The sequence below is a fragment of the Shewanella sp. genome, from assembly GCF_047975355.1.
Classification (GTDB): Bacteria; Pseudomonadota; Gammaproteobacteria; order Enterobacterales; family Shewanellaceae; genus Shewanella.
The window spans coordinates 1-21,117 of record NZ_JBKEDJ010000028.1; the positions used below are offsets into that span (position 1 = coordinate 1).

Below are 21,117 nucleotides of genomic sequence, written 5' to 3' on the forward strand. Positions count from 1 at the left end.
ATCGCTTGGGAAGGATGGGAATTGGCAGAAAACCAGCCGCGTTATCAAGAGGTCACTCAGGTGAGCAAAGTGGTGACCTATGAACGTGAGTTTGCCTTTTTAAAGCAAGATGGCACTGTGGTTGATGGTCACTCTGGGCCCAAAACTGACATTACTCAAGCAACGGATATTTTTCCCACGGGTTTAGGCTTCACGGTTAAACGCCAAGATGGCTCAATTGCAGTATGGATGGGGGAAGATCCAGCGGTGACGCTAGATAAGCAAGCCGTTGATTTGAGTCACATGCGCGATATTCGCAGTAATTTACTGGATGTGATTGCCCTAATGGACAATGGCACGGTACAGGCTTGGGATGTAATAGGTAGAACGAGCCATGTGCTCTAAGCCAATGAGCAATCCCATTTGAAGCTATCAAGCTGATAAAAACAAAGGGCTAAGATGAACATCTTAGCCCTTTGTTTTTAAGCGAGGCTTTTCTCGCTTTCGGTTTGATTGGCTTTGATTTCACGCAGATAGCGATAGATCGAATGCACTGATATCCCCAAACGAGTGGCGGCCACTTGGGCGCTGTCCTTGAGTTCAAAAATCCCTAACTCATGGAGTTGATTGACGATTTCGCGACTCTTTTGTGAAGGGGAAATCGCGGGATTCGCACGTACCTCGTGGTTAACACTATCTATAGTGCTGTGCAGCGCCTCATCAATATTGCGCGCAAACACCTCGGGCGAACTGGTCAGTTCGCTGCCAAGGAGTTGCTCCGGCATCATAGTGCGCAGCACAGATTGCAGCGGTGCATCCATATCGCTATTAATGCACAGCAACCCAATCGGCAGGTTTTTGGGATTGCGGATCACAGTGGTGATCGAGCGTAAGGTCTTACCATTGGCACATTTAGTCAGATAAGAGTTGGAAATATCCTGACCCGTTTTAAGCTTAAGCAAGGCAAGGTTGGTAATGGGCGCACCGACCTCGCGGCCAGTAACATGGCCATTGGCAATTTTGATCACCGAAGGGTGCTTAGCATCCAAACTGTGCAGCACCACTTCAGTGTGTTGGCCATACATGGCAGCAATCCCATCGACGATATTTTCGATGGACTTGAGTATATCCAGATCGCTTTGAGTTAAGTCTTGCAATTTCACTCTTTTGACCCTTTTCAGCTGCTTATCAGGAATAATCGTCTTATTCTGACATGATATTAATGATGGTGACATCCGTAGATGACATGCCGTTAAGTACCATTTTGCCTATGTTCTTAATGGTTTTCTCTACATCTTTGGCTATGATGCCTTGGCCTGACACGTTTTGGCTACTTAGCGCCATTAAGAATGAACGTACAGCCGCACTCGAAGAGGTACTGACCTTCATAGCGCAGGAGGCTTTGGCACCGTCACAGACCATGCCCGAGCTGTCACTGATGACGTTTTGAATCGCATAGCAGGATTGCTCGAAGCTGCCGCCCGCTAAATACACCATGGCCATAGAGGCTGCGGCACTGGTGACCGTATTGCCACAGAATGCCGATAACGGCGGGTAGTGGGATTTGATATAAATCGCCCCGAGGTGGCTCATGATCAGCGCGCGAGCCAGTTTCTCTTCGCTGACCTTATAACATTGGGCGGTGATCACCACAGGAATCGTCGCCGCAATCCCTTGGTTACCACTGCCTAAATTGCTCATGGCGGGCAGATTAGCGCCGCCCATACGCGCATCCGAAGCCGCCGCGGTGAGCATCACAATCTTATTGAGTAAGTCTTCGCCAATGATCCCAGCGGCAATGCCGTTTTTCATGGTACGGCCAACTTCCAAACCATAGGGTTTGGACATGCCTTCATCGGATAATTTACTATTTAATTCAGAGGCTTTAAGGATAAATTGAATTTCTTCAAAGGGGACTTCTTGGGCGAAGCGGTAAATCGATTCAATATTGATATCTATGCCGTCGCAGATGGAGCCCGTGGCCTTGGCTTGGGCGCTATCGGCGGTAAACACCAACTCACCATTTAAACGCTTCTCGGCGATTAAGGTATGGCCGCCACAGATTTTTACCATGGCCTCTTGCTCGCCTGCGGTTAAGGTCACGCAGCAATAGATAAATTCGTCGGTTTCGGTACGCTCGACCTTCACTTTACCTGCATCGATTAGGGTTTGCGCCTTTGTGACTTGCTCTGGGGTTACGTTGGCAAGGACCTCTAATCCCGCTTCGGCATTACCCGCAAGTGCGCCAGCCGCTGCGGCGATCGCTAGGCCGATTTTACCCGTGCCGGGCACATAGACGCCCATCGAGTTTTTATACAAGTTATCAGAGACTTGCACTGCAATTGACTCTGGTTCTATCGGTAACAAGGTACGAGCCACGGCCGCCGCATAGGCCGCGGCAATGGGCTCGGTACAGCCTAAAGCGGGTTTAACCACTTGGTTAATGATCTGAATATATTGCTGCCATAAAGGTTTCATCGGGCTACAACCTTACCAATATTTATGCGTGAATGTGGGCGATAGCTTCGACTTCTACTTTGACACCCAGTGGAAGATCTTTTACCGCAAAGCAGCTGCGGGCAGGGCAGTCGGTTTTGAAATAGCTTTTATAGACTTCATTAAAGGCGGCAAAGTCGCTGATCTCACTTAAGTAACAGGTGGTTTTTAGCACGGTTTCTAGGCTGCCACCGCCGGCTTCAATCACGTATTTCAGATTCTCGAGGCACTGCACAGATTGTTCGCTGATCCCGCCAGCGACAACGCCACCTTTCTCTTTGCAAACCGGTAGTTGTCCAGAAGTAAAAATAAGGTTGCCATAACTCGTGCCGTGGGAATAAGGGCCAATGGCGGCAGGGGCACGTTCTGCATGAATGATGCTTTTCATTATCTCTCCAATCTTGCAAATAAAATTGAATGTTATCGAATTTTTCTGTGCAATATTATTTGCACATTTCTGTTTGGTTGCAATTATTTTTTAATTTTTTCTGCCGTAAAGACGAGTTTATGCGTCTTTTGGCGCGTTTTAGACCTAATTGTGAGCGATGACACTTTGTTCAACAAAAGTTGAATATTTTGTTTGCTGAGTTTGTTTTGTTCAAATATATTTGCATAAAATAACGTCAACTCGGTTAGGTGAGATATGGATGCAACGATAACAGCAGCACAATGGAAAGAGGATACCCGCTTCGATAGTACGGATTGGGGTTGGATCATTATGAGTATTGGTATGGCGATTGGGGCTGGGATCGTTTTTTTGCCAGTACAGGTGGGATTGATGGGTTTGTGGGTATTCTTGCTCTCAAGCGTGATTGGTTATCCCGCCATGTATTTGTTTCAACGCTTGTTTATCAATACCTTGGCCGAGTCGCCCGAGTGTAAGGATTACCCGAGTGTGATTTCGGGGTATCTGGGCAAAAACTGGGGCATCTTACTCGGCGGCTTGTACTTTATTATGTTGGTGATTTGGGTGTTTGTGTATTCCACGGCCATCACCAATGATAGCGCCTCCTTTTTACAGAGCTTTGGTGCGACCACCTCATTACTGTCTGAAAACCCCTTCTATGGCTTGGCGCTGATCTGCGGTTTAGTCGCATTGGCTTCCCGTGGTGAAAATCTCTTATTCAAGATTTCCACTTTTATGGTGCTCACAAAGCTTGGGGTAGTAGCAGTGCTCGGGCTAATGATGGTCGATAAGTGGCATATCAATAATATCGGTAGCGTGCCCAGCACGGGCGATTGGCTCAAGGATGCAATTGTGATGCTGCCTTTCACGCTGACATCGATTTTATTTATCCAAAGTTTAAGCCCTATGGTGATCTCCTACCGCTCGCGGGAAAAATCCCTTGCCGTTGCTCGCTTTAAGGCGATGCGCGCGATGAACATTGCCTTTGGGGTATTGTTTGTTGTGGTGTTTTTCTATGCAGTGTCCTTTACCCTTGCCATGGGTCATGAGCAGGCGGTGCGCGCCTCCCATGAAAATATCTCCGCCTTAGCCATGGTTGCTCAGGGCATGCCAGGGCAAACCTTAAAACTGCTTAGCCTGACTTTAAATATCTTTGCCGTGATGACGGCGTATTTTGGCGTGTATTTAGGCTTTAGAGAGGCGTGTCAGGGATTGACCATGAATATGCTGCGCCGCGTGATGCCCGAGGAGCGGATCAATAAGTCGTTAGTGGGTTACGGCATCATGATCTTTACCATTCTATTGTCGTGGGGTGCGATTGTATTAAATGCCCCTGTGTTGAGTTTTACCTCTATCTGTAGTCCTATCTTCGGTTTAGTGGGATGCTTGATCCCCGCTTATTTGGTCTATCGAGTGCCTGCACTGCACAAGTATAAAGGCGTGTCGCTGTACATCATTATCATCACTGGCTTGCTGTTATGTGTCTCTCCTCTGCTTGCCTTTAGTTGACCCTTTATTCTTATTGATACAAAACAGGTATGGCATCAATGCTGTACCTGTTTTTTTGTCTTATATTCAGACAAATTGTCTTAACCCACTCGGTATTTGTTAGGTTCATTGTGCGCTAGTAGCGGTTTTTAGCACGCCGTCATGCTTGGAGGCTATTCGACGATTGTGTCGGATCGATAACTTCCTATAATCCTGCTAAGTACTTTAGTGATCTCTTTTTTTCTAATGCTTATCAAACTAAGGAATGCCTAATGCAAAGACGTGATTTTTTGAAGGGTGCAGCCATTCTGTCGGCGGCGGGAACCGTGATGCCAGTATTGGCCGCGTCGACGCAAGACCATGGCATGGCCGATAAGAACTGTGGCCGTCGACGTTTTATCTTAACGAACACCTATCAGCTCGTCGCGCCTGAAGGCTCCGAGGGCGTGGTGAAGTTATGGGTACCGCTCCCCGAAAACACGGCTTTTCAGCAGGTTGAAAAACTTAACTTTAGCGGGACTTATCAGGATGCTTATATCAGTGCTAATAACCACTATGGTGCTAAAACCCTGTTTGCTACTTGGCCCGATGCCAAGGGGAAGATGACCCTAACGCTAGAATTAGTGATGGAAACCCAAGATTGGGAACCCGTTAAAAGTGGCGAGTTAACCCATTATCGCGCGCCAGCCAAGCCTGAGTATCCTGCCGACGTCGCCATCTACCTTAAGCCAACTAAACATATGCCAGTCGATGGTATCGTTAAGCAGACCGCCGATAAAATTATCGGTAAAGAGACAGAACCGCTCAAACAAGCGCAACTGATTTATAACTGGGTGAGTGCGAATATGTACCGTGATAACAGTGTGATTGGATGCGGTAATGGTGATGTGGCCACGATTCTTGAAAGCGGTAAACTCGGCGGCAAGTGTACCGATATCAACTCGGTATTTGTGGCGCTGATGCGCGCCGTGGGTGTGCCTGCCCGTGAAATGTTTGGTATTCGTTTAGGCCAAGCCATCAAGATGGGCAAGTATTCTAAGAAAGCATTTGGTAGCGCCGATGATAAGGGATTTGCCGATGTGACTGGCGGCCAACACTGCCGTGCCATGTTCTACCTTGCTGGCTATGGCTGGTTACCCGCAGATCCTGCGGATGTGACTAAAATGCGCCTTACCGAGAATAAGGAGCATAGCGATCCTGCAGTGCAAGCGGTGAATGATTATCTATTTGGGAACTGGGAGATGAATTGGGTTGGCTTTAACTATGGCCGCGACTTTGACTTATTCCCTGTAGCGGAGCAGACTCCACTCAACAATTTTGGTTATCCCTATGCCGAAGTGGACGGCGATCCAGTTAATTACTATGAACCAAAAGTCTTTGCCTATGACTACAAGTCAAGCGAGCAGCGCTAAACCGCTGCTTGCCACCATGGCTGCCGCCGTTGTTGCGGCAGTTGCCTCCAGCCTTTGCTGTATCGCGCCTTTAATCTATTTAGTGTTTGGCGTGTCTGCGGCGGGGTTGTCGGGATTATCGAGTTTAGCTTGGTTGCAAGTGCCTATGTTGATCCTGTCAACAGGGCTGATCTTGCTTGGCTTTTGGCGTTTATATTTTGCTAAAAAGCCGCTTTGCACAGGCAAGTTTAGTCAGGGACAAATGTTATTAGTCTATTGGCTGACGGTGCCTATTGTGTTGGCGTTCCAACTGTATCCCTTTGTTCTACCTTGGCTACTTGAGGTGTTCGAATGAAGCCACTATTACGTATTACACCACTCCTACTCATCACATCGCTGGGGTTTACGCCATTCACTTGGGCGGATAATGTGCAGGTCACACTCGATGTTAAAGGCATGACCTGCCCACTGTGTGTCACCGTCGTTAATCAGGCGCTGCGCAAAACCGATGGGGTAATCAAAGCCAAGGCGAACTTGAAAACCGAGCAGGCCGTGGTCACAGTCGCCGATGATTTTAACCTCGATAAATTAATTACCGCCGTTGATGCCACAGGCTACAAAGGCAGTATCAATAAGGTCGAAAAGCAGAGCTGAGAAGATTTCAGCCGTTCGAGTGACTACTTAGCACACGCTAATCTTGTCTTTCTAGAATAGCTTTTATGCGCGTAAAGGTTTTCATTGAGCCCATGGCCGACATCTTTTGATACTCTGGATTTTGGTTGTGTAACTCATATTGATTCGGCGCAATCTTACGCATAACGCATAATCACCAGATCTCATTTCGTTGATAGAGATAAGTTGGAACAGATGAAGCCATGTAGCACACTCCTGTAGCACAGTTGTGTCAGGCTCAGAAAAGAAAAAAGGACTGAAACCTTAATGGAATCAGTCCTTTAGGAAGGTGGTGGAGGCGGCGGGACTTGAACCCGCGTCCAGAAAACCTACATCCAAGGCGCTACATGCTTAGTCTTTCTATTGTTTAACCGTTTGAACTCCGAAAGACAGGATTCCACACGGTGAGTCCGGTACTGTTTCGCGGTTCACCCCCGGACAAGGTTCCCTCGCTAGCACGATGTGAGATGACCATCAAATCCACTGCCCATGTGCGAAACGTGTGGTAGATGGCTAGCGGCATTAAGCGGCTAGAGCGTAGTTATCGTCGTTTGCAACTATAACTTTGCGGCTTTTTACGAGGCCAACCGCCCCTCGGCATGCTCCCAGGGTTTCGTGAATCCTGTCGAATCCAGAATCGCCCCCAAGAAAGTTGATTGTAACTCGTAGCGTGGCGATAACCTAGTATCATTTGCTGCAAGTTCAATCGTTTGTTCATTATCCGCGCGTTTTTTCCTTTTTCATTACGCGGGCTTTTTCAACTTCCCACTCGCGCGCTTTGGTATCTTCACGCTTGTCGTGGTCTTTTTTACCTTTACCTAGGCCGATTTCCACTTTGACCCAAGCCCCTTTACGCCAGTACATGGAGATAGGGATAATCGAGTAGCCTTGGCGCTCAACAAGACCGGCTAATTTGTCTAACTCTTTACGACTTAAGAGCAATTTCTTCAGTCGAATCGGGTCGCACACTACATGGGTCGATGCGGTATTGAGCGGAATAATGGTACAGCCGTGCATAAAGGCTTCGCCATTTTTTAAGAAGACGTAGCAGTCCGATAGGTTCACTTTACCCATGCGGATAGACTTCACTTCCCATCCCATAAGGGACAGGCCGGCTTCCATTTTTTCTTCGAAACGGTATTCGAAGGTTGCGCGCTTATTACGTGCGATTGTCGCAGGCGCGGCTTTTTTTGAGTTTTTCTTTACCATAGTGGCGCCATTATACGCACGGTGAATCAATTTGAAATGGATATAAGGGTTTATTTGAGCTATTTCAAGCCCCCATCAATTTATTGCTGTTTTTTTATGCGGTTTTTGCTGTGTCATCATAGGGATATGTGAGGGGTGCGTTTTTTAAGTATCGTGGTAGAATCCAAACCAATTTTGTTAGCTTCCCTAGAGATTAGGGCGCGCGGAGTTCGCTTGAGATCGCGTGTTTCCTTAGATTGAGAGTGCCAAGCCCTATGCCGCAGATTTCTCGAAGTGTGTTAGTTCGTTTTAGTGCGATGCAAATGTATGATTTAGTGAATGATGTTGAGTCATACAAAGAGTTTTTACCCGGTTGTGTTGGCGGTAAAGTGCTTGAGTTTGATGGTAAGACCATGGTGGCTTCGGTTGATGTGAGTAAGGCGGGGATCCGTAAGACCTTTACCACGCGCAACCAGGTAGTGCCGGGAAAGAGTATTGAGTTAAGACTTGAAAATGGGCCTTTTAAACACTTATTCGGCCAGTGGCGTTTTACCGAGTTGACAGAAGATGCCTGTAAGGTGGAGTTTGACTTAAATTTTGAGTTTTCCAGCTCATTGGTCGATATGGCTTTTGGTAAAGTGTTTAATGATCTTATGGTGTCAATGGTGACGGCATTTACCAGCCGCGCTAAGGTAATTTACAGTGACAAATGAAGCAGATAAGTTCGTCGTCGATGTTATTTATGCGCTGCCTAGTCAGCAGAAGGTGATTTCTGTTAGCGTGTTGCCCGGCACGAGTGCGATTGACATAGTGCGTCAGAGCAATATGGTGAGTTTTTTCCCTGAGATTGATTTAGAAACGGTAAAGCTTGGGGTGTTTAGCAATGTGGTTAAGCATGACCAAGTGATTTTACCGGGGCAGCGAGTGGAGATTTATCGCCCGCTGATCGCCGATCCTAAGGATGTGCGTCGCCGCCGTGCCGATAAGGCCAAGGATGAAGGTCGTGCCAATAAAGTGACTGGTGGACGGGTGTCTTAATTGGTCCGCAACACGAGCAAACAAAAAGCGCCATGGGCGCTTTTTGTGTTTAAGGCAAGTGTTTAACCATTGTGCTTACTTGATTGGCTTTTGAACTTGCGATTCTGTTTGATTTTCTTTCACTAATGGTTTTTCGTCAGGGCGCTGTGCAGGCACGAGCGGCGCAGACTCGGCAGTGTTTGTCATAGGTAACTTACTCTGCTCAAGCGGCGTATTGAACTCTGGGCTTAATTCATAGTCGCCCTTCACTAAGCTCAATTTATTACCAGTAAAGTGCAGGATCAGTTCTTTGTGGATAATGCTCGCATCACGGCCACTCTTATAATGGTACACATAATACCAAGTGTCATCGGCAAAGCTGTCACGCAATACTGGTCGACCAAGAATGTATTCGGCCTGCTCTTTGGTCATGTCGATACGCAACTTTTCAACCTGTTGCGGCTCCATGTAGTTGCCTTGCGGAATATCGGGCTTATAGATCAGCCAATCAAACACGCTACAGGCACTGAGCGAAACTGAGAGCGCAATGGCGCTCAGCAGGGTAAGACTTTGCTTTTTATTGATCATTGTATGCGCTACTTCTGAAAATCTGGCGGCCATCATACCCAAGCACTCCCCCTTATGACAAGGGTAATTGGGCGTTGCGGTGCTTATCGTTGCAATTGTGTGAGTTTTCGACCTAAGCTGCGGGTTTTAGTTCGCTGTGTGCGAAGACTTTTATGCTGTTTATTGAGCCTATATGAACTGACCCGGGGTAAATTGCGCTGCAAAACCGTAAAGTTAAGCAAAGTCGAGATGCTGATGTAGCAATGTTGTAAAAACATGGGTAGAGTTGTGAAAATGTTTTACTTTGATGATGTTAGCATTTTTTCGCTACTTTAGGGAGTAGCATAGGGTTTAGCGGTTGCTATCAAGGTTTCGGTTTGAGTTCATGAATAAAAGCCTGTGGTAGTGCATTTTAGGAGAGACCATTGGGATCACTCGTCTGTGTGGGTACGGGGTTACAGCTTGCGGGGCAAATTAGCGTGTTAAGTCGCAGCTATATTGAACATGCCGATATTGTATTTTCACTCTTACCCGACGGTTTCTCGCAGCGTTGGTTGACGAAGCTCAACCCAAATGTCATCAATTTGCAGCAGTTTTATGCGCAAAATGGTGAAGTTAAAAATCGCCGAGAAACTTACGAGCAAATGGTTAATGCCATTCTAGATGCGGTGAGAGCGGGTAAAAAAACCGTGTGTGCACTTTATGGTCATCCGGGGGTGTTTGCCTGTGTATCCCATATGGCTATCACTCGCGCCAAGGCCGAAGGTTTTTCGGCCAAGATGGAACCGGGGATTTCGGCCGAAGCCTGTCTATGGGCAGACTTAGGGATTGATCCAGGTAATTCAGGGCACCAAAGCTTTGAAGCCAGCCAGTTTATGTTTTTCAATCATGTGCCGGATCCCACTACCCATTTATTACTCTGGCAAATCGCCATAGCGGGTGAACATACCTTAACCCAATTCCATACCTCGAGCGATAGGTTGCAGATCCTCGTGGAGCAGTTGAATCAATGGTATCCCCTCGACCATGAGGTGGTCATATACGAAGCGGCCAATTTGCCAATCCAAGCGCCGCGTATCGAGCGTTTACCTTTAGCGAATTTACCCCAAACGCACTTAACGCCGATTAGCACTTTGTTAATTCCGCCAGCAAAAAAGCTGGAGTACAACTATGCTATTTTGGCTAAGTTAGGGATCGACCCCGAAGATTTGGGCTAAATTGAAGTGTGATATTGAGTCATTATTAACAATAAGGAATAAGCATGTCTGCATTATCTGATTTTTTTACCCAGTTAGGCCAAGATGCGCAGTTAATGGAAGACTATAAACAGAATCCAGAGGCGGTGATGCGCGCCCATGGGTTAACTGATGAAGAAATTAACGCTGTAATGACTGGGGATATGGAAAAGCTCAAAGTCTTGAATGGCGACCAAAATTATCAAACCTTTGTTTTAGTTAATCACGGTAATAATTAACTTATCTTGAAACGGTTGCGTTGTGCCCTATTAGCCATCTTTGCTTTGTGTTCGACAGCGTTGATGGCTAACTCTTTCGATTTTGATCAGGCACTCAATGAGCTTGATGTATTACTGCAATCTGATCTTAGTACTGCGCAGAAAAAACTGGCCGAATATGAGAAAGAATTCAGTAAATTAACTTCAGTGCAACAAGGTCGACTGAGGATAGATAGAGCGATAGGTTATTTTTTCACAGGTGAATATGCCAAAGCGTTAGACGATCTGCATCAGGCGGAAACCTTAATCACAAGTTCTGAGTTATTAGCGTCGGTTTATAGTTATAAAGCCACGGTCTATATAGGGATGCGCGACTATGATAAAGCCTTGTCGGCTGTCGCCAAAGCATTAGCCCTAGTGGTGAATATCGATGATGTTACGATTAAACGCCACTCTTATCTGAAAATTGCCAATATTTATTCCGAAATGGACGCTTATAGTGATATGGGCCTCTATGCCAATAAGGTGTTACAACTCGCTCAGGAAACCGATGTTCGCGATATTTGCCATGCCAAATTGCTGCGGGCGATTTACTTGCTCGGTGTGAAAAGTCCCGACACCTTCAATGCCTTCGAAGATAGCCGTCAATATTGTGATGCGCAGCAATTTCCCCTTTTGGCGACTATGTCGATGAAAGGCAAAGGTATGGTTTTGCAGGAGCGGGGTGACTATTTAGGCGCGAGAGCGATTTTGCTATTAGCGTTAAAAGGGTATGAAGCTTTTCAATTTCAATTAGAAATCAGCCATGTGCATGCACTACTTGCCGAGAATTACTTTGCAACGGGTGAGCAGGTGCAAGCAAAAAGTCACGCTGTTAAAGTGCTCACATTTCCCGATGATAATAGTTATATCGAACATAAGCATATTGCCTATAAAGTGTTTGCCGAGTTGATGGCGGCGGATAAACAATTTGAACAAGCCTATGAATACTCAAGAAAAGAGCAACATTATAATCAACTGATTTTTGACCAATCGAAGATGAAAACCCTTGCTTATCAGGCGGCTAAGTTTAATGCCGATGAGCAGGCGCGTGAAATCAACTTGCTGAATAAAGAGCGTCAACTTTACATCGCTCAGCAAACGGTAAAAGAGCGTGAATATACTAATATGCTGATGTTTATCACGATATTAGTTGGTGGGCTGTTTTTCCTCGCGATTTTGTTAGTGGTCGGCAGTTTGCAAAAACGTCGATTTATGCGTATGGCCAGAATGGATGCGTTGACGGGCGTGCTTAATCGTGGTGCAGGGCAGGATTTGGGCGAAAATCTGTTTGTACAAGCCGCCGCCCGTGGGGGCGATTATTGCGTGATTTTATTCGACTTAGACCATTTTAAACGGATTAACGATTCCTACGGCCATGGTACGGGTGACTGGGCGCTGAAAAAAGTCGTGGAAGTATTAAAACCCCATGTTCGTAATGGCGATGTGTTTGCTCGGATTGGTGGTGAAGAATTTGCGTTGTTCTTGCCCTATGCCAATGAGGCCAAGGGGATGGAAGTTGCCGAACAATGTCGTCGACGACTCGAAGCTATTGATACTCATCTGTCGGGGCATAAATTTACCATTACCGCGAGCTTTGGGGTCAGTGGTATGACAAAAGAAGATTTAAGCCTAGACCCTCTGTTGCACCGTGCCGATATGGCGCTTTATGCCGCGAAATCGAGCGGCCGTAACAGTGTGTTCTGTTATGAGGATGCTTTAGCCTCAGATAAACGCGCTACGAATATTACTAGCAAATTGGCAAGACAGACTTAAACTGATTTGTACTCTCTATGTAACTGATTGTTTAGGCTTATGTAAATCTGTTTCCTTCTTTCGTTTCCTAGCTCCTTTTTAGCGTTCTTTCGATGATTTTCAGGTCAATTTTTCACACTTTTTCCTGCATAAGTAGAGTATGATTGCGAGCGGTAGCCAAAGCTTTTTTCGCTTAAGGTCATACCCATATTTTTGCCTTTCGCTAACGTTGTGGAGCCCTAATGGAAGAGTCGAGTCTGCTCACTTCTGTACTGTTATTTTTATTGGCCGCGGTGATTTTTGTGCCCTTGGGCAAACGTTTTGGCGCAGGACCGATTCTGTCTTATCTCGCTGCCGGGGTGATTCTAGGCCCCGGAGGCATGGCGCTGGTGTCTGATCCCGCCGCCGTGCTGCATTTTGCCGAGTTGGGTGTGGTACTGATGTTGTTTGTGCTCGGGCTTGAACTCAATCCGAGCAAGTTATGGGAGCTACGCAGTGCCATTTTTGGTCTCGGTAGTGGTCAGTTACTCCTTTCTTGGGCGGCAATAGGCGGTTTAGCCTGGGGATTTGGCTTATCCATTGAGGCGGCATTAGTGGTTGGCGCAGCGTTATCACTATCATCGACGGCTTTTGCGGTGCAGTTGATGAGTGAACATCGACTACTGACCACCCCGCTTGGCCGCGATGCCTTTGGGGTGTTGTTAATGCAAGATCTCGCAGTGATCCCCATGTTGCTGTTAACCGCTTACCTTGCGCCTAATTCGGCCCAGATTGAGCACCATGCTGTGCCATGGTATTGGACCTGTGTGGCCTTAGTGGGCTTTGTGTTGGTGGGCAAATATCTGTTGCCGCGGTTACTTAAACTCGTTGCCAGTAGCGGGGTTCGAGAGGTGTTAACCGCCTTTGCATTATTGCTGGTGATGGGCAGCGCCGAATTGATGGAATGGCTGGGGCTGTCGGCGGGTATGGGGGCATTCTTAGCCGGAATTATGCTGGCGAACTCCAGTTACCGACATCAGCTCGAAACCGATATCGAACCTTTTAAGGGCTTACTGCTTGGACTGTTTTTTATGGCCGTGGGCATGAGTATGGATCTCAAGCTGTTTTTAACCGATCCCTTACTTATCCTCGCGATTTTGCTGGGCATGTTACTGATTAAGACCCTCGTGCTGATGCTCCTTGGGCGCTTGCGCCACCATACATGGCGCCCGAGTATTGCCCTAGGTCTTATCTTGGCTGAGGGCGGTGAGTTTGCCTTTGTGCTGCTGTCGCAGGCGCAATTATCCAGCATAGTGGATGATAAAATCGCTCAAATCTTAGTGCTCGCCATCGGTTTATCCATGGCAGTCACGCCGATGATTTTCACGCTTTTTAGAGCCACTAAACCTAAGGTGGTGGATACACGTTTGCCCGATACCATTAATGTGACTGAATCTGAGGTGGTCATTGCCGGATTTGGGCGGGTAGGGCAGATCACTGGGCGGATTTTAGCGTCATCGGGTATTCCGTTTGTGGCCTTAGATAAGGATGCCAGCCATGTGGATGTGATCCGCAAATACGGTGGTGAGGTCTATTTTGGCGATGCCAGACGTTTAGATATGTTGATGTCGGCGGGGATTGCACGCTCGCGCTTGTTGCTGCTGGCCGTTGATAATGTTGAGGATTCGATTGAAATTGCTCTGCAGGTGAAAACCCATTTCCCCCATATCAATATCGTCGCTCGGGCGCGGGACCGTAACCATGCCTATCGATTAATGAGCCTTGGGGTGACTGATGTGTTTCGTGAAACCTTTGGTTCGGCTTTATCCGCCAGTGAGAAGATATTGCAGGGCTTAGGTTTATCGCAGGTGCAAGCCAATGAACGGGTGAAGATTTTTGCCGAACACGATAAAAAGCTGGTGATAGCCAGCGCGGCCCATCAACATGATTTAGCCAAGCTCCTTGATTTATCCAATAAAGGGAAAGCTGAGTTAGAGTCGCTGATGCGTGGCGACCGGGAAAACGTCAGTTAAGTCCGCCAGTTAAAACAAGAGAGCCTATTGGCTCTCTTGTTGTTTATGGGCTTAAGGAAAACGCTTAGAAGCTGTAGCTATATTGCAGCTTCACATTACGCTCTTCGCCCGGCATGCCACCGAGGAACATGGCCTTGCTGTAATAGTCTTTATTGAATAGGTTGTTGATATTCAATTGTAACTTCCAGGAGTCGGTGGCATAGCTGATGGCTGAATCCACTAAGGTGTAGCTCGGCACATAACCATCTGGGATACCAAATGAGCTTGAGTGTGTGCTTCTATCATCCACATACTTAGCACCTAAACTCAGCTCAATAGGGCTTGTTAAGGCAAACCAGTCTGCACCATAGGTTACCCAAGCGCTGGCGGTCACATAGGGCACACCTTTTTGACGGCTGTCGTAGTTGGCTTTGTCATTCGGGTTTTGTTTATCCCTAGCGTCTTGATACATGCCGTTAAGGTTGATGCGCCAGTTATCGTTTAAGTGGGCATTGAGATCCAGCTCGACCCCTTGGGTATCTTCGCTGCCATCGTAAAAGTACACGGGCACCTCGGCACCAGACACGCCAGCGTTATAGTCTGGGTTGTTGTAAGGCACATTAGTGCGTGAGCTTTTAAAGAACACCAGCGATGCTAGCATCTGATCGTCAAAGGCTTTAAAGCGCATACCGAGATCGTTACTGACGGATTCTGAGTCTTCGCGGTCGGTATTTTCCCCAGTGATAGAACCTAAAATGCTATAGGCGGTACGGCCCTTTGAGTAATTGACGAAAAATGATAAATCATCAATGGGCATATAAGTTAAGCCCAAGTTGTAGGTCACACCGTTATCTTTGCTATCTTCCTCAGGGGTTGGGCTGGCTTGACTCGCGCTGTAGCGCTCATCCACGCCTAAGTGCTCATAGCTCTGTTTGATTTCGTTAAAGGCCACGCCAACACGGGTGGTAAAGCCATAACCTAGATAACCCACATGTTGCACGCCTAGGCCCCAAGCGCTGACTTTTTTGTTGTAGTTGGCGGTTTTGAGTGGATCATCGTCGGCAAATTTACCCGTTCCCCAGTTTGGATTGCGGATATCGTAAATGTACGGTAGCGAACCACGGTAAATCACTTCGCCTTGTTTGTTTTTAATGACTTGGTCTGCATCGTAAATCGAGAATTGCTCGAGGCGAATGTTGCGATCTTCGTAGTTAGCGTTCACCAGTAATTCGTTGTCGATATTGCCGATTTGGAAGTCGTAATGTAGATCTGCAAAATACTGCCATGAGGTTTCTTCGGCATCGAGCTGGCGGTATTCCTGACGTCTGGCGGCAAAGGGATAGAGCACGCCATTTTCAACCAGTGGCGCGCGGGGATCGGCGTTTATCTTGCCTTTGTTATTCCAGTACACATAGTTGTAAGCGCCAGTTTGACGGGCAAAACCTGTGGTGTAGTCGCGATATTGCAACTGTTGGTTGAGGAACAGATTATCGGTAAAGTAGATATTGTGGGTCAGCTTGAACCTTAATTCTTCACCTTCATTATCCTTTGCCATGGGAGAAATTAATCCCGCGTCACCGAAGGAGTAGGGAGTTAAACCATCACCGCTAGCGAGTGACGCCGCCAATTGCTGACGCTGCTCGTCGGTTAGCTGGATGCCTAGCCCCTTAGGATCGTTAATCAAATCTTGCCAAGTGACTTCGCCCGCGGTTTTACCGCCGACAGAATCGGCATTGTAGATACGGATTGGATGGCCGATGGAGTCAACGGCAATGGCGTCTTTGATATACGCGCCGGATAGCATCAGATCTTGGCTATCACTTAATACCCATTTGAGTGAGCCGAACACTTCATCACGGTCGGCGCCTAAATCACGGTAGCCTTCACTGCGGGCGGTTTTGGCGACTAAGCGGTATGCAAGATCATCGGTAATTCCCCCCGTACTGTCGATAGCGAGCGAGTAGGTATCCCACTGACCAACTTCTGTGGTGATTTTGTGTTTGGATTCAAATTGCGGTTTCTTTTCAATCAGGTTGATTACGCCGCCCGCGCTGCCCATGCCATAGAGTCCTGTCGCTGGCCCTTTTAAAACCTCAACGGATTCCACATTGGTTAGGGAGCGAGTGGGGTTAAAGGTATTGCCAAGGCCGGCACCGCCATACATGCCGTCATAGGTGTAGTTTGCGCCGAGGCCGCGAATCACTAAGTTATCCCCAATGCCGTAGTTATTGCCCGCTTGAGTCACCCCGCTGATATTGCGAATCAAGTCCTGCAGATTGTCGACTCCTTGGCTGTTAATCAGCTCCTGGTCAACGATAACAACCGCCGCAGGGGTTTCCATTAAGGACATATCTGACTTAGTCGCAAGTCCTGAGTTTTTCACCACAGAGTTTTGTCTGCCATATACCGTTATACGCTCGACGTTTTCATCGCGAGCTGAAGGTGTGTCATCGGCGTAGGTTGTGTGTGGTAAAGCACTGAGGCAGGCGAGTGCAATAAGCGATAAGCGAAATACAGGCTGTAATACTGGCATTGAAAGTCCCCCAATCAGAAAGGTCGCGAATGATAATGATTTTCATCTAGTTTGCAACCCCTTGTTCGGCACTTAAAAGACCATGAACCTTGGTTATCTTTACATACAAAATACGGTTAACTGCGTTGGGTATAAAGACCTTCACTATCACCTGTTGCCCTCATTTGAAGCAACACTGGGTCAGAATTCTAATTTGTTTCATTTTTTTTATAAAAAAGTGATTTATTTTTTGGGTTAACCATATCGACTCGGCTTTTTGATCGAGAAACATAACCCGTGATCCCTGTCACTCTCTCTCTCTTTGTTTGACTGTTTACGTAAACGTAATAGTTAAACGAGTGTTTAAATTTTTAATCTGTTTCTATTTTGTTAATTGATTGGTTTTGTTGATTTTTACCGCTTTCCTCCGGGTGGAGTTCAAAACGCGCACTGCTTTCTACTTAGGTCGAATAGGTCAAAAATGCTGTATATTTAAATTTTCAATCAGTAATTAAATTACGTATAAAATTACAATGGGCTTTAAGTGGTAAAGTTGTCTGACAAATTTCACGATAAGAAAATCCTTATTTACCGAATGATTTTAAATTCAATATTTATTAATGTCTTATTGTGTATTTATTATCTTGGTCAGACCAATTTTGAGAGGTTTTTTGGTCAAATTTTTTAGCGGTTATGGCACTTTTGGATAGTTGCAAATACAAATGTTTGTCTGTAAGTTTTGGTTCTAAACGAACATTTGAATGTTTTTAGGTGAATGTTTGTACATGTTACTCATGTCTTTGCTGGTAACGAGTCGTAAACGAGCAAAAGGTTAGCCTCTTGGGAGGGCGAGAAGATGACGGAACACACTTTAGGTGAACAGCAATTGAATTCGACACAGAATAAGGCCACTGCGAATGGCACTCTGGCCTTAGTGGGAAATACCATCCCTGGGCAGGAGGTGATTTTTACCGAAGGCGCGCTGGCGTTGCTTGAGTCACTTTGCCGTGAATTTGCGACAGAAGTGCCCACCTTACTCGCCAAACGTAAAGATAGACAGGCGCGTATCGATAAAGGGGCTTTGCCTGACTTTTTACCCGAGACTCGCGCTATTCGTGACGGTGCATGGAAGATCCGCGGCATTCCGAATGATTTACTCGATCGCCGTGTCGAAATCACCGGTCCCGTCGAACGTAAGATGGTGATCAATGCACTCAATGCCAATGTCAAAGTGTTTATGGCGGATTTTGAAGACTCCTTAGCACCGAGCTGGCAGAAAGTGGTGGAAGGTCAGATTAACCTGCGTGATGCGGTGCGTGGTGAGATTGAGTATACAGCGCCAGAAACCGGTAAACACTACAAGTTAGGCCCAAATCCTGCGGTATTAATCTGCCGTGTGCGTGGCCTGCACTTAAAAGAGAAGCACGTTGAATTTAACCAGCAGTCCATTCCCGGCGCCTTATTCGACTTTGCGATGTACTTTTACCATAACTATCGCCAATTGCTGGCGAAGGGCAGTGGTCCTTATTTCTATATTCCTAAACTCGAGAGCCATATTGAAGCGCGTTGGTGGGCAAAAGTGTTTGCTTTTGTTGAAGAAAGATTCTGCCTACAGCCTGGCACAATCAAATGTACTTGTTTGATTGAGACCTTACCCGCGGTGTTTGAAATGGACGAAATTCTCTATGAATTACGCTCAAACATTGTCGCGCTCAACTGTGGTCGCTGGGACTATATCTTCAGCTATATCAAAACATTAAAGCGTCATAGCGACCGCGTTTTACCGGATCGCCAAGCGGTGACCATGGATACGCCTTTCTTAAGCGCCTATTCAAGACTGCTGATCAAAACCTGCCATAAACGTGGCGCACTGGCGATGGGCGGCATGGCGGCCTTTATTCCGGCGAAGGATCCCGCTCAGAACGAAACCGTGTTGCAACGGGTGCGTAAGGACAAAGAGCTTGAGGCGCGTAATGGTCACGATGGGACTTGGGTTGCTCACCCTGGTCTTGCGGACACGGCGATGGGGATCTTTAACGAATACATAGGCCAAGATCATCAAAATCAATTGCATATCACCCGTGATGTGGATGCACCGATCCTCGCAGCAGAGTTATTAAAACCCTGCGATGGCGAGCGTACTGAGCAAGGGATGCGCCTGAATATTCGCATCGCTCTGCAATACCTTGAGGCGTGGATCAGTGGCAACGGTTGTGTGCCGATTTACGGATTAATGGAAGATGCGGCAACCGCTGAAATCTCCCGCGCCTCGATTTGGCAATGGATCCAACATGGCAAGTCACTCTCAAACGGCAAACCTGTCACTAAACAATTGTTTAAGGACATGCTGGTGGAAGAGTTAGCGAATGTGAAAAAAGAAGTGGGCGGTGACAGATTCACCCACGGCAAATTTACTCAAGCGGCGGTATTGCTTGAGGATATTACCACTTCGGATGAGTTGGTCGATTTCTTAACCTTACCCGGTTACGAGATGCTAACGGCTTAATGATTTGCGTTTTAATGCTGTAACACTGAATGCGTTTACATGGAATGCGTTATGGCGGTCAAGCCGCCAATTAAACCAATGGGCAGAGTGAGGCTGTGGGGCAGCTTCACTTGCTACAACATCACAGAGAAAGGAGTGACACTATGACTAAGGCAACACAGACTTCACGTCAGGCACAGATTGACGCGATCAAAAAAGATTGGGCTGAAAATCCACGTTGGAAAAACGTGCGTCGCCCATACACTGCAGAGGAAGTTGTGGCTCTTCGTGGTTCTATCGTACCCGAAAACACCATTGCCAAACGCGGTGCCGCTAAACTGTGGGATTTAGTCAACGGTGGCGCAAAAAAAGGTTATGTGAACTCGTTAGGAGCACTGACTGGCGGCCAAGCGGTACAACAGGCTAAAGCCGGAATCGAAGCGATTTACCTGTCTGGTTGGCAAGTCGCGGCCGACGCTAACTTAGCGGGCACTATGTACCCAGACCAATCGTTATACCCAGCAAACTCAGTACCTGCTGTGGTTGCCCGTATTAATAACTCCTTCCGCCGTGCAGACCAAATTCAGTGGAGCAATGGTGTTAATCCGGAAGAAGAAAACTTTGTCGATTACTTCCTGCCGATTATTGCCGATGCGGAAGCGGGTTTTGGTGGCGTACTGAATGCGTTCGAGTTGATGAAGTCAATGATTGACGCGGGCGCTGCGGGCGTTCACTTCGAAGACCAATTAGCTTCAGTGAAAAAGTGTGGCCATATGGGCGGTAAAGTATTAGTGCCAACCCAAGAAGCGGTACAAAAGCTGGTTGCGGCGCGCCTTGCGGCCGACGTGAGCGGTGTTGAAACCTTAGTTATCGCTCGTACCGATGCGAACGCGGCAGACTTACTGACCTCTGATTGCGACCCATACGATCGTGACTTCGTGACTGGCGAGCGCACCAGTGAAGGTTTCTACCGTGTGAAAGCGGGTCTGGACCAAGCGATTTCTCGCGGTCTAGCCTACGCACCTTATGCGGATTTAATTTGGTGTGAAACCGCTAAGCCTGACTTGGAAGAAGCACGCCGCTTTGCTGAGGCAATCCATGCTCAGTACCCAGACCAATTACTGGCCTATAACTGTTCACCTTCGTTCAACTGGAAGAAAAACTTGGACGACGCGACGATTGCGCGCTTCCAACAGGAACTGTCGGACATGGGCTACAAGTACCAATTCATCACTTTAGCGGGTATCCATAACATGTGGTACAACATGTTTGACCTAGCTTACGACTACGCTCGTGGTGAAGGTATGAAGCATTATGTTGAGAAAGTTCAAGAAGTTGAGTTTGCAGCTGCGAAGAAAGGCTACACCTTCGTGGCGCATCAGCAGGAAGTGGGTACAGGTTACTTCGACCAAGTGACTACAGTGATCCAAGGTGGCCACTCATCGGTCACTGCACTGACTGGCTCGACCGAAGAAGAGCAGTTTTGAGCGAAGTCTGTTGTATCGCGAATAGGTTCTACCCGTAAGATGTTGTACCCGTAACCCCTGTGTTTAGCTGCATTGCAGCTGTTGTCCCCCGTGCAGTTCGCCTACATGTGCTGCACGGGTTTTTAAGTCAAACCTTGTGACTTAACTTCCTACCCAGTCAATACATTGCTTGCCTGAGCTTGGCGACTCTC

18 protein-coding genes, 1 other RNA gene and 1 pseudogene are annotated in these 21,117 nt (G+C 47.2%); 13 read left to right on the forward strand and 7 right to left on the reverse strand.

The window, feature by feature from the left end; all coding sequences use genetic code 11:
* Nucleotides 1-384, forward strand: a pseudogene (locus ACK5NH_RS09450) (hypothetical protein); the annotation flags it as partial.
* Between the two features lie 77 nt (nucleotides 385-461).
* Here the strand turns inward: ACK5NH_RS09450 and ACK5NH_RS09455 are convergent.
* Genes ACK5NH_RS09455 through ACK5NH_RS09465 form a run of 3 tightly spaced genes read right to left on the reverse strand, consistent with a single transcriptional unit; the run spans nucleotide 462 to nucleotide 2,863 of the window.
* Entirely contained in the window at nucleotides 462-1,142 is a 681-nt protein-coding gene (locus ACK5NH_RS09455) for a helix-turn-helix transcriptional regulator (protein ID WP_416919511.1), read from the reverse strand.
* 40 nt (nucleotides 1,143-1,182) lie between these two features.
* Entirely contained in the window at nucleotides 1,183-2,457 is a 1,275-nt protein-coding gene (locus ACK5NH_RS09460) for a serine dehydratase subunit alpha family protein (protein WP_416919513.1), read from the reverse strand.
* A gap of 22 nt (nucleotides 2,458-2,479) precedes the next feature.
* Nucleotides 2,480-2,863, reverse strand: coding sequence for a RidA family protein (locus ACK5NH_RS09465; protein ID WP_416919515.1), 384 nt, complete (start codon nucleotides 2,861-2,863; stop codon nucleotides 2,480-2,482).
* A 255-nt stretch (nucleotides 2,864-3,118) separates the two neighbouring features.
* Between ACK5NH_RS09465 and ACK5NH_RS09470 the strand changes: the two genes are divergently transcribed.
* From ACK5NH_RS09470 to ACK5NH_RS09485, 4 genes are all read left to right on the forward strand, one after another.
* Entirely contained in the window at nucleotides 3,119-4,390 is a 1,272-nt protein-coding gene (locus tag ACK5NH_RS09470; RefSeq protein WP_416919517.1) for a hypothetical protein, read from the forward strand.
* 251 nt (nucleotides 4,391-4,641) lie between these two features.
* Nucleotides 4,642-5,781, forward strand: a complete 1,140-nt coding sequence (locus tag ACK5NH_RS09475; RefSeq protein ID WP_416919519.1) for a transglutaminase domain-containing protein — start codon at nucleotides 4,642-4,644, stop codon at nucleotides 5,779-5,781.
* Between the two features lie 16 nt (nucleotides 5,782-5,797).
* The gene (locus tag ACK5NH_RS09480; RefSeq protein WP_416919718.1) at nucleotides 5,798-6,115 is read left to right on the forward strand and encodes a hypothetical protein; all 318 of its coding nucleotides are present in this window, start codon (nucleotides 5,798-5,800) and stop codon (nucleotides 6,113-6,115) included.
* Nucleotides 6,112-6,414 (forward strand): heavy-metal-associated domain-containing protein, encoded by a 303-nt coding sequence (locus tag ACK5NH_RS09485; RefSeq protein WP_416919521.1) that lies wholly within the window; start codon nucleotides 6,112-6,114, stop codon nucleotides 6,412-6,414. Before ACK5NH_RS09480 ends, ACK5NH_RS09485 begins: the two co-directional genes overlap by 4 nt.
* Before the next feature lie 308 nt (nucleotides 6,415-6,722).
* On the opposite strand, the gene ssrA is transcribed toward ACK5NH_RS09485, so the two are convergent.
* Both ssrA and smpB read right to left on the reverse strand, forming a co-directional pair.
* Nucleotides 6,723-7,077: a transfer-messenger RNA gene (gene ssrA / locus ACK5NH_RS09490) on the reverse strand.
* A 72-nt stretch (nucleotides 7,078-7,149) separates the two neighbouring features.
* Nucleotides 7,150-7,641, reverse strand: a complete 492-nt coding sequence (gene smpB / locus ACK5NH_RS09495) for an SsrA-binding protein SmpB (RefSeq protein WP_011071661.1) — start codon at nucleotides 7,639-7,641, stop codon at nucleotides 7,150-7,152.
* 254 nt (nucleotides 7,642-7,895) lie between these two features.
* On the opposite strand from smpB, the gene ACK5NH_RS09500 reads away from it, so the two are divergent.
* Entirely contained in the window at nucleotides 7,896-8,333 is a 438-nt protein-coding gene (locus ACK5NH_RS09500) for a type II toxin-antitoxin system RatA family toxin (RefSeq protein ID WP_011623526.1), read from the forward strand.
* Nucleotides 8,323-8,658 carry an RnfH family protein gene (locus ACK5NH_RS09505; RefSeq protein ID WP_416919524.1) on the forward strand — a complete coding sequence of 112 codons (336 nt, stop codon included), beginning with the start codon at nucleotides 8,323-8,325 and terminating at the stop codon, nucleotides 8,656-8,658. The genes ACK5NH_RS09500 and ACK5NH_RS09505 overlap by 11 nt, the downstream gene beginning before the upstream one ends.
* A 75-nt stretch (nucleotides 8,659-8,733) precedes the next feature.
* Here ACK5NH_RS09505 and ACK5NH_RS09510 read toward each other — a convergent pair whose 3' ends face one another.
* On the reverse strand, nucleotides 8,734-9,225 hold the full coding sequence (locus tag ACK5NH_RS09510; protein WP_416919526.1) for an outer membrane protein assembly factor BamE: 492 nt from the start codon (nucleotides 9,223-9,225) through the stop codon (nucleotides 8,734-8,736).
* 404 nt (nucleotides 9,226-9,629) lie between these two features.
* On the opposite strand from ACK5NH_RS09510, the gene ACK5NH_RS09515 reads away from it, so the two are divergent.
* From ACK5NH_RS09515 to ACK5NH_RS09530, 4 genes are all read left to right on the forward strand, one after another.
* A complete protein-coding gene (locus tag ACK5NH_RS09515; protein WP_416919528.1) occupies nucleotides 9,630-10,421 on the forward strand; it encodes an SAM-dependent methyltransferase in 792 nt (263 codons plus the stop codon).
* 44 nt (nucleotides 10,422-10,465) lie between these two features.
* Nucleotides 10,466-10,678 carry a hypothetical protein gene (locus ACK5NH_RS09520; RefSeq protein ID WP_240130362.1) on the forward strand — a complete coding sequence of 71 codons (213 nt, stop codon included), beginning with the start codon at nucleotides 10,466-10,468 and terminating at the stop codon, nucleotides 10,676-10,678.
* 63 nt (nucleotides 10,679-10,741) lie between these two features.
* Nucleotides 10,742-12,472 carry a diguanylate cyclase gene (locus ACK5NH_RS09525; RefSeq protein ID WP_416919530.1) on the forward strand — a complete coding sequence of 577 codons (1,731 nt, stop codon included), beginning with the start codon at nucleotides 10,742-10,744 and terminating at the stop codon, nucleotides 12,470-12,472.
* A 221-nt stretch (nucleotides 12,473-12,693) separates the two neighbouring features.
* Nucleotides 12,694-14,463, forward strand: a complete 1,770-nt coding sequence (locus tag ACK5NH_RS09530) for a monovalent cation:proton antiporter-2 (CPA2) family protein (RefSeq protein ID WP_416919532.1) — start codon at nucleotides 12,694-12,696, stop codon at nucleotides 14,461-14,463.
* Between the two features lie 64 nt (nucleotides 14,464-14,527).
* Here ACK5NH_RS09530 and ACK5NH_RS09535 read toward each other — a convergent pair whose 3' ends face one another.
* Entirely contained in the window at nucleotides 14,528-16,975 is a 2,448-nt protein-coding gene (locus tag ACK5NH_RS09535; protein ID WP_416919535.1) for a TonB-dependent receptor, read from the reverse strand.
* A gap of 835 nt (nucleotides 16,976-17,810) precedes the next feature.
* On the opposite strand from ACK5NH_RS09535, the gene aceB reads away from it, so the two are divergent.
* Nucleotides 17,811-19,460, forward strand: coding sequence for a malate synthase A (gene aceB / locus ACK5NH_RS09540; protein ID WP_416919537.1), 1,650 nt, complete (start codon nucleotides 17,811-17,813; stop codon nucleotides 19,458-19,460).
* 143 nt (nucleotides 19,461-19,603) lie between these two features.
* Nucleotides 19,604-20,926: an isocitrate lyase gene (gene aceA / locus ACK5NH_RS09545; RefSeq protein WP_086904378.1), complete on the forward strand. Its 1,323-nt coding sequence runs from the start codon at nucleotides 19,604-19,606 to the stop codon at nucleotides 20,924-20,926.
* Nucleotides 20,927-21,117 lie beyond the last annotated feature (191 nt).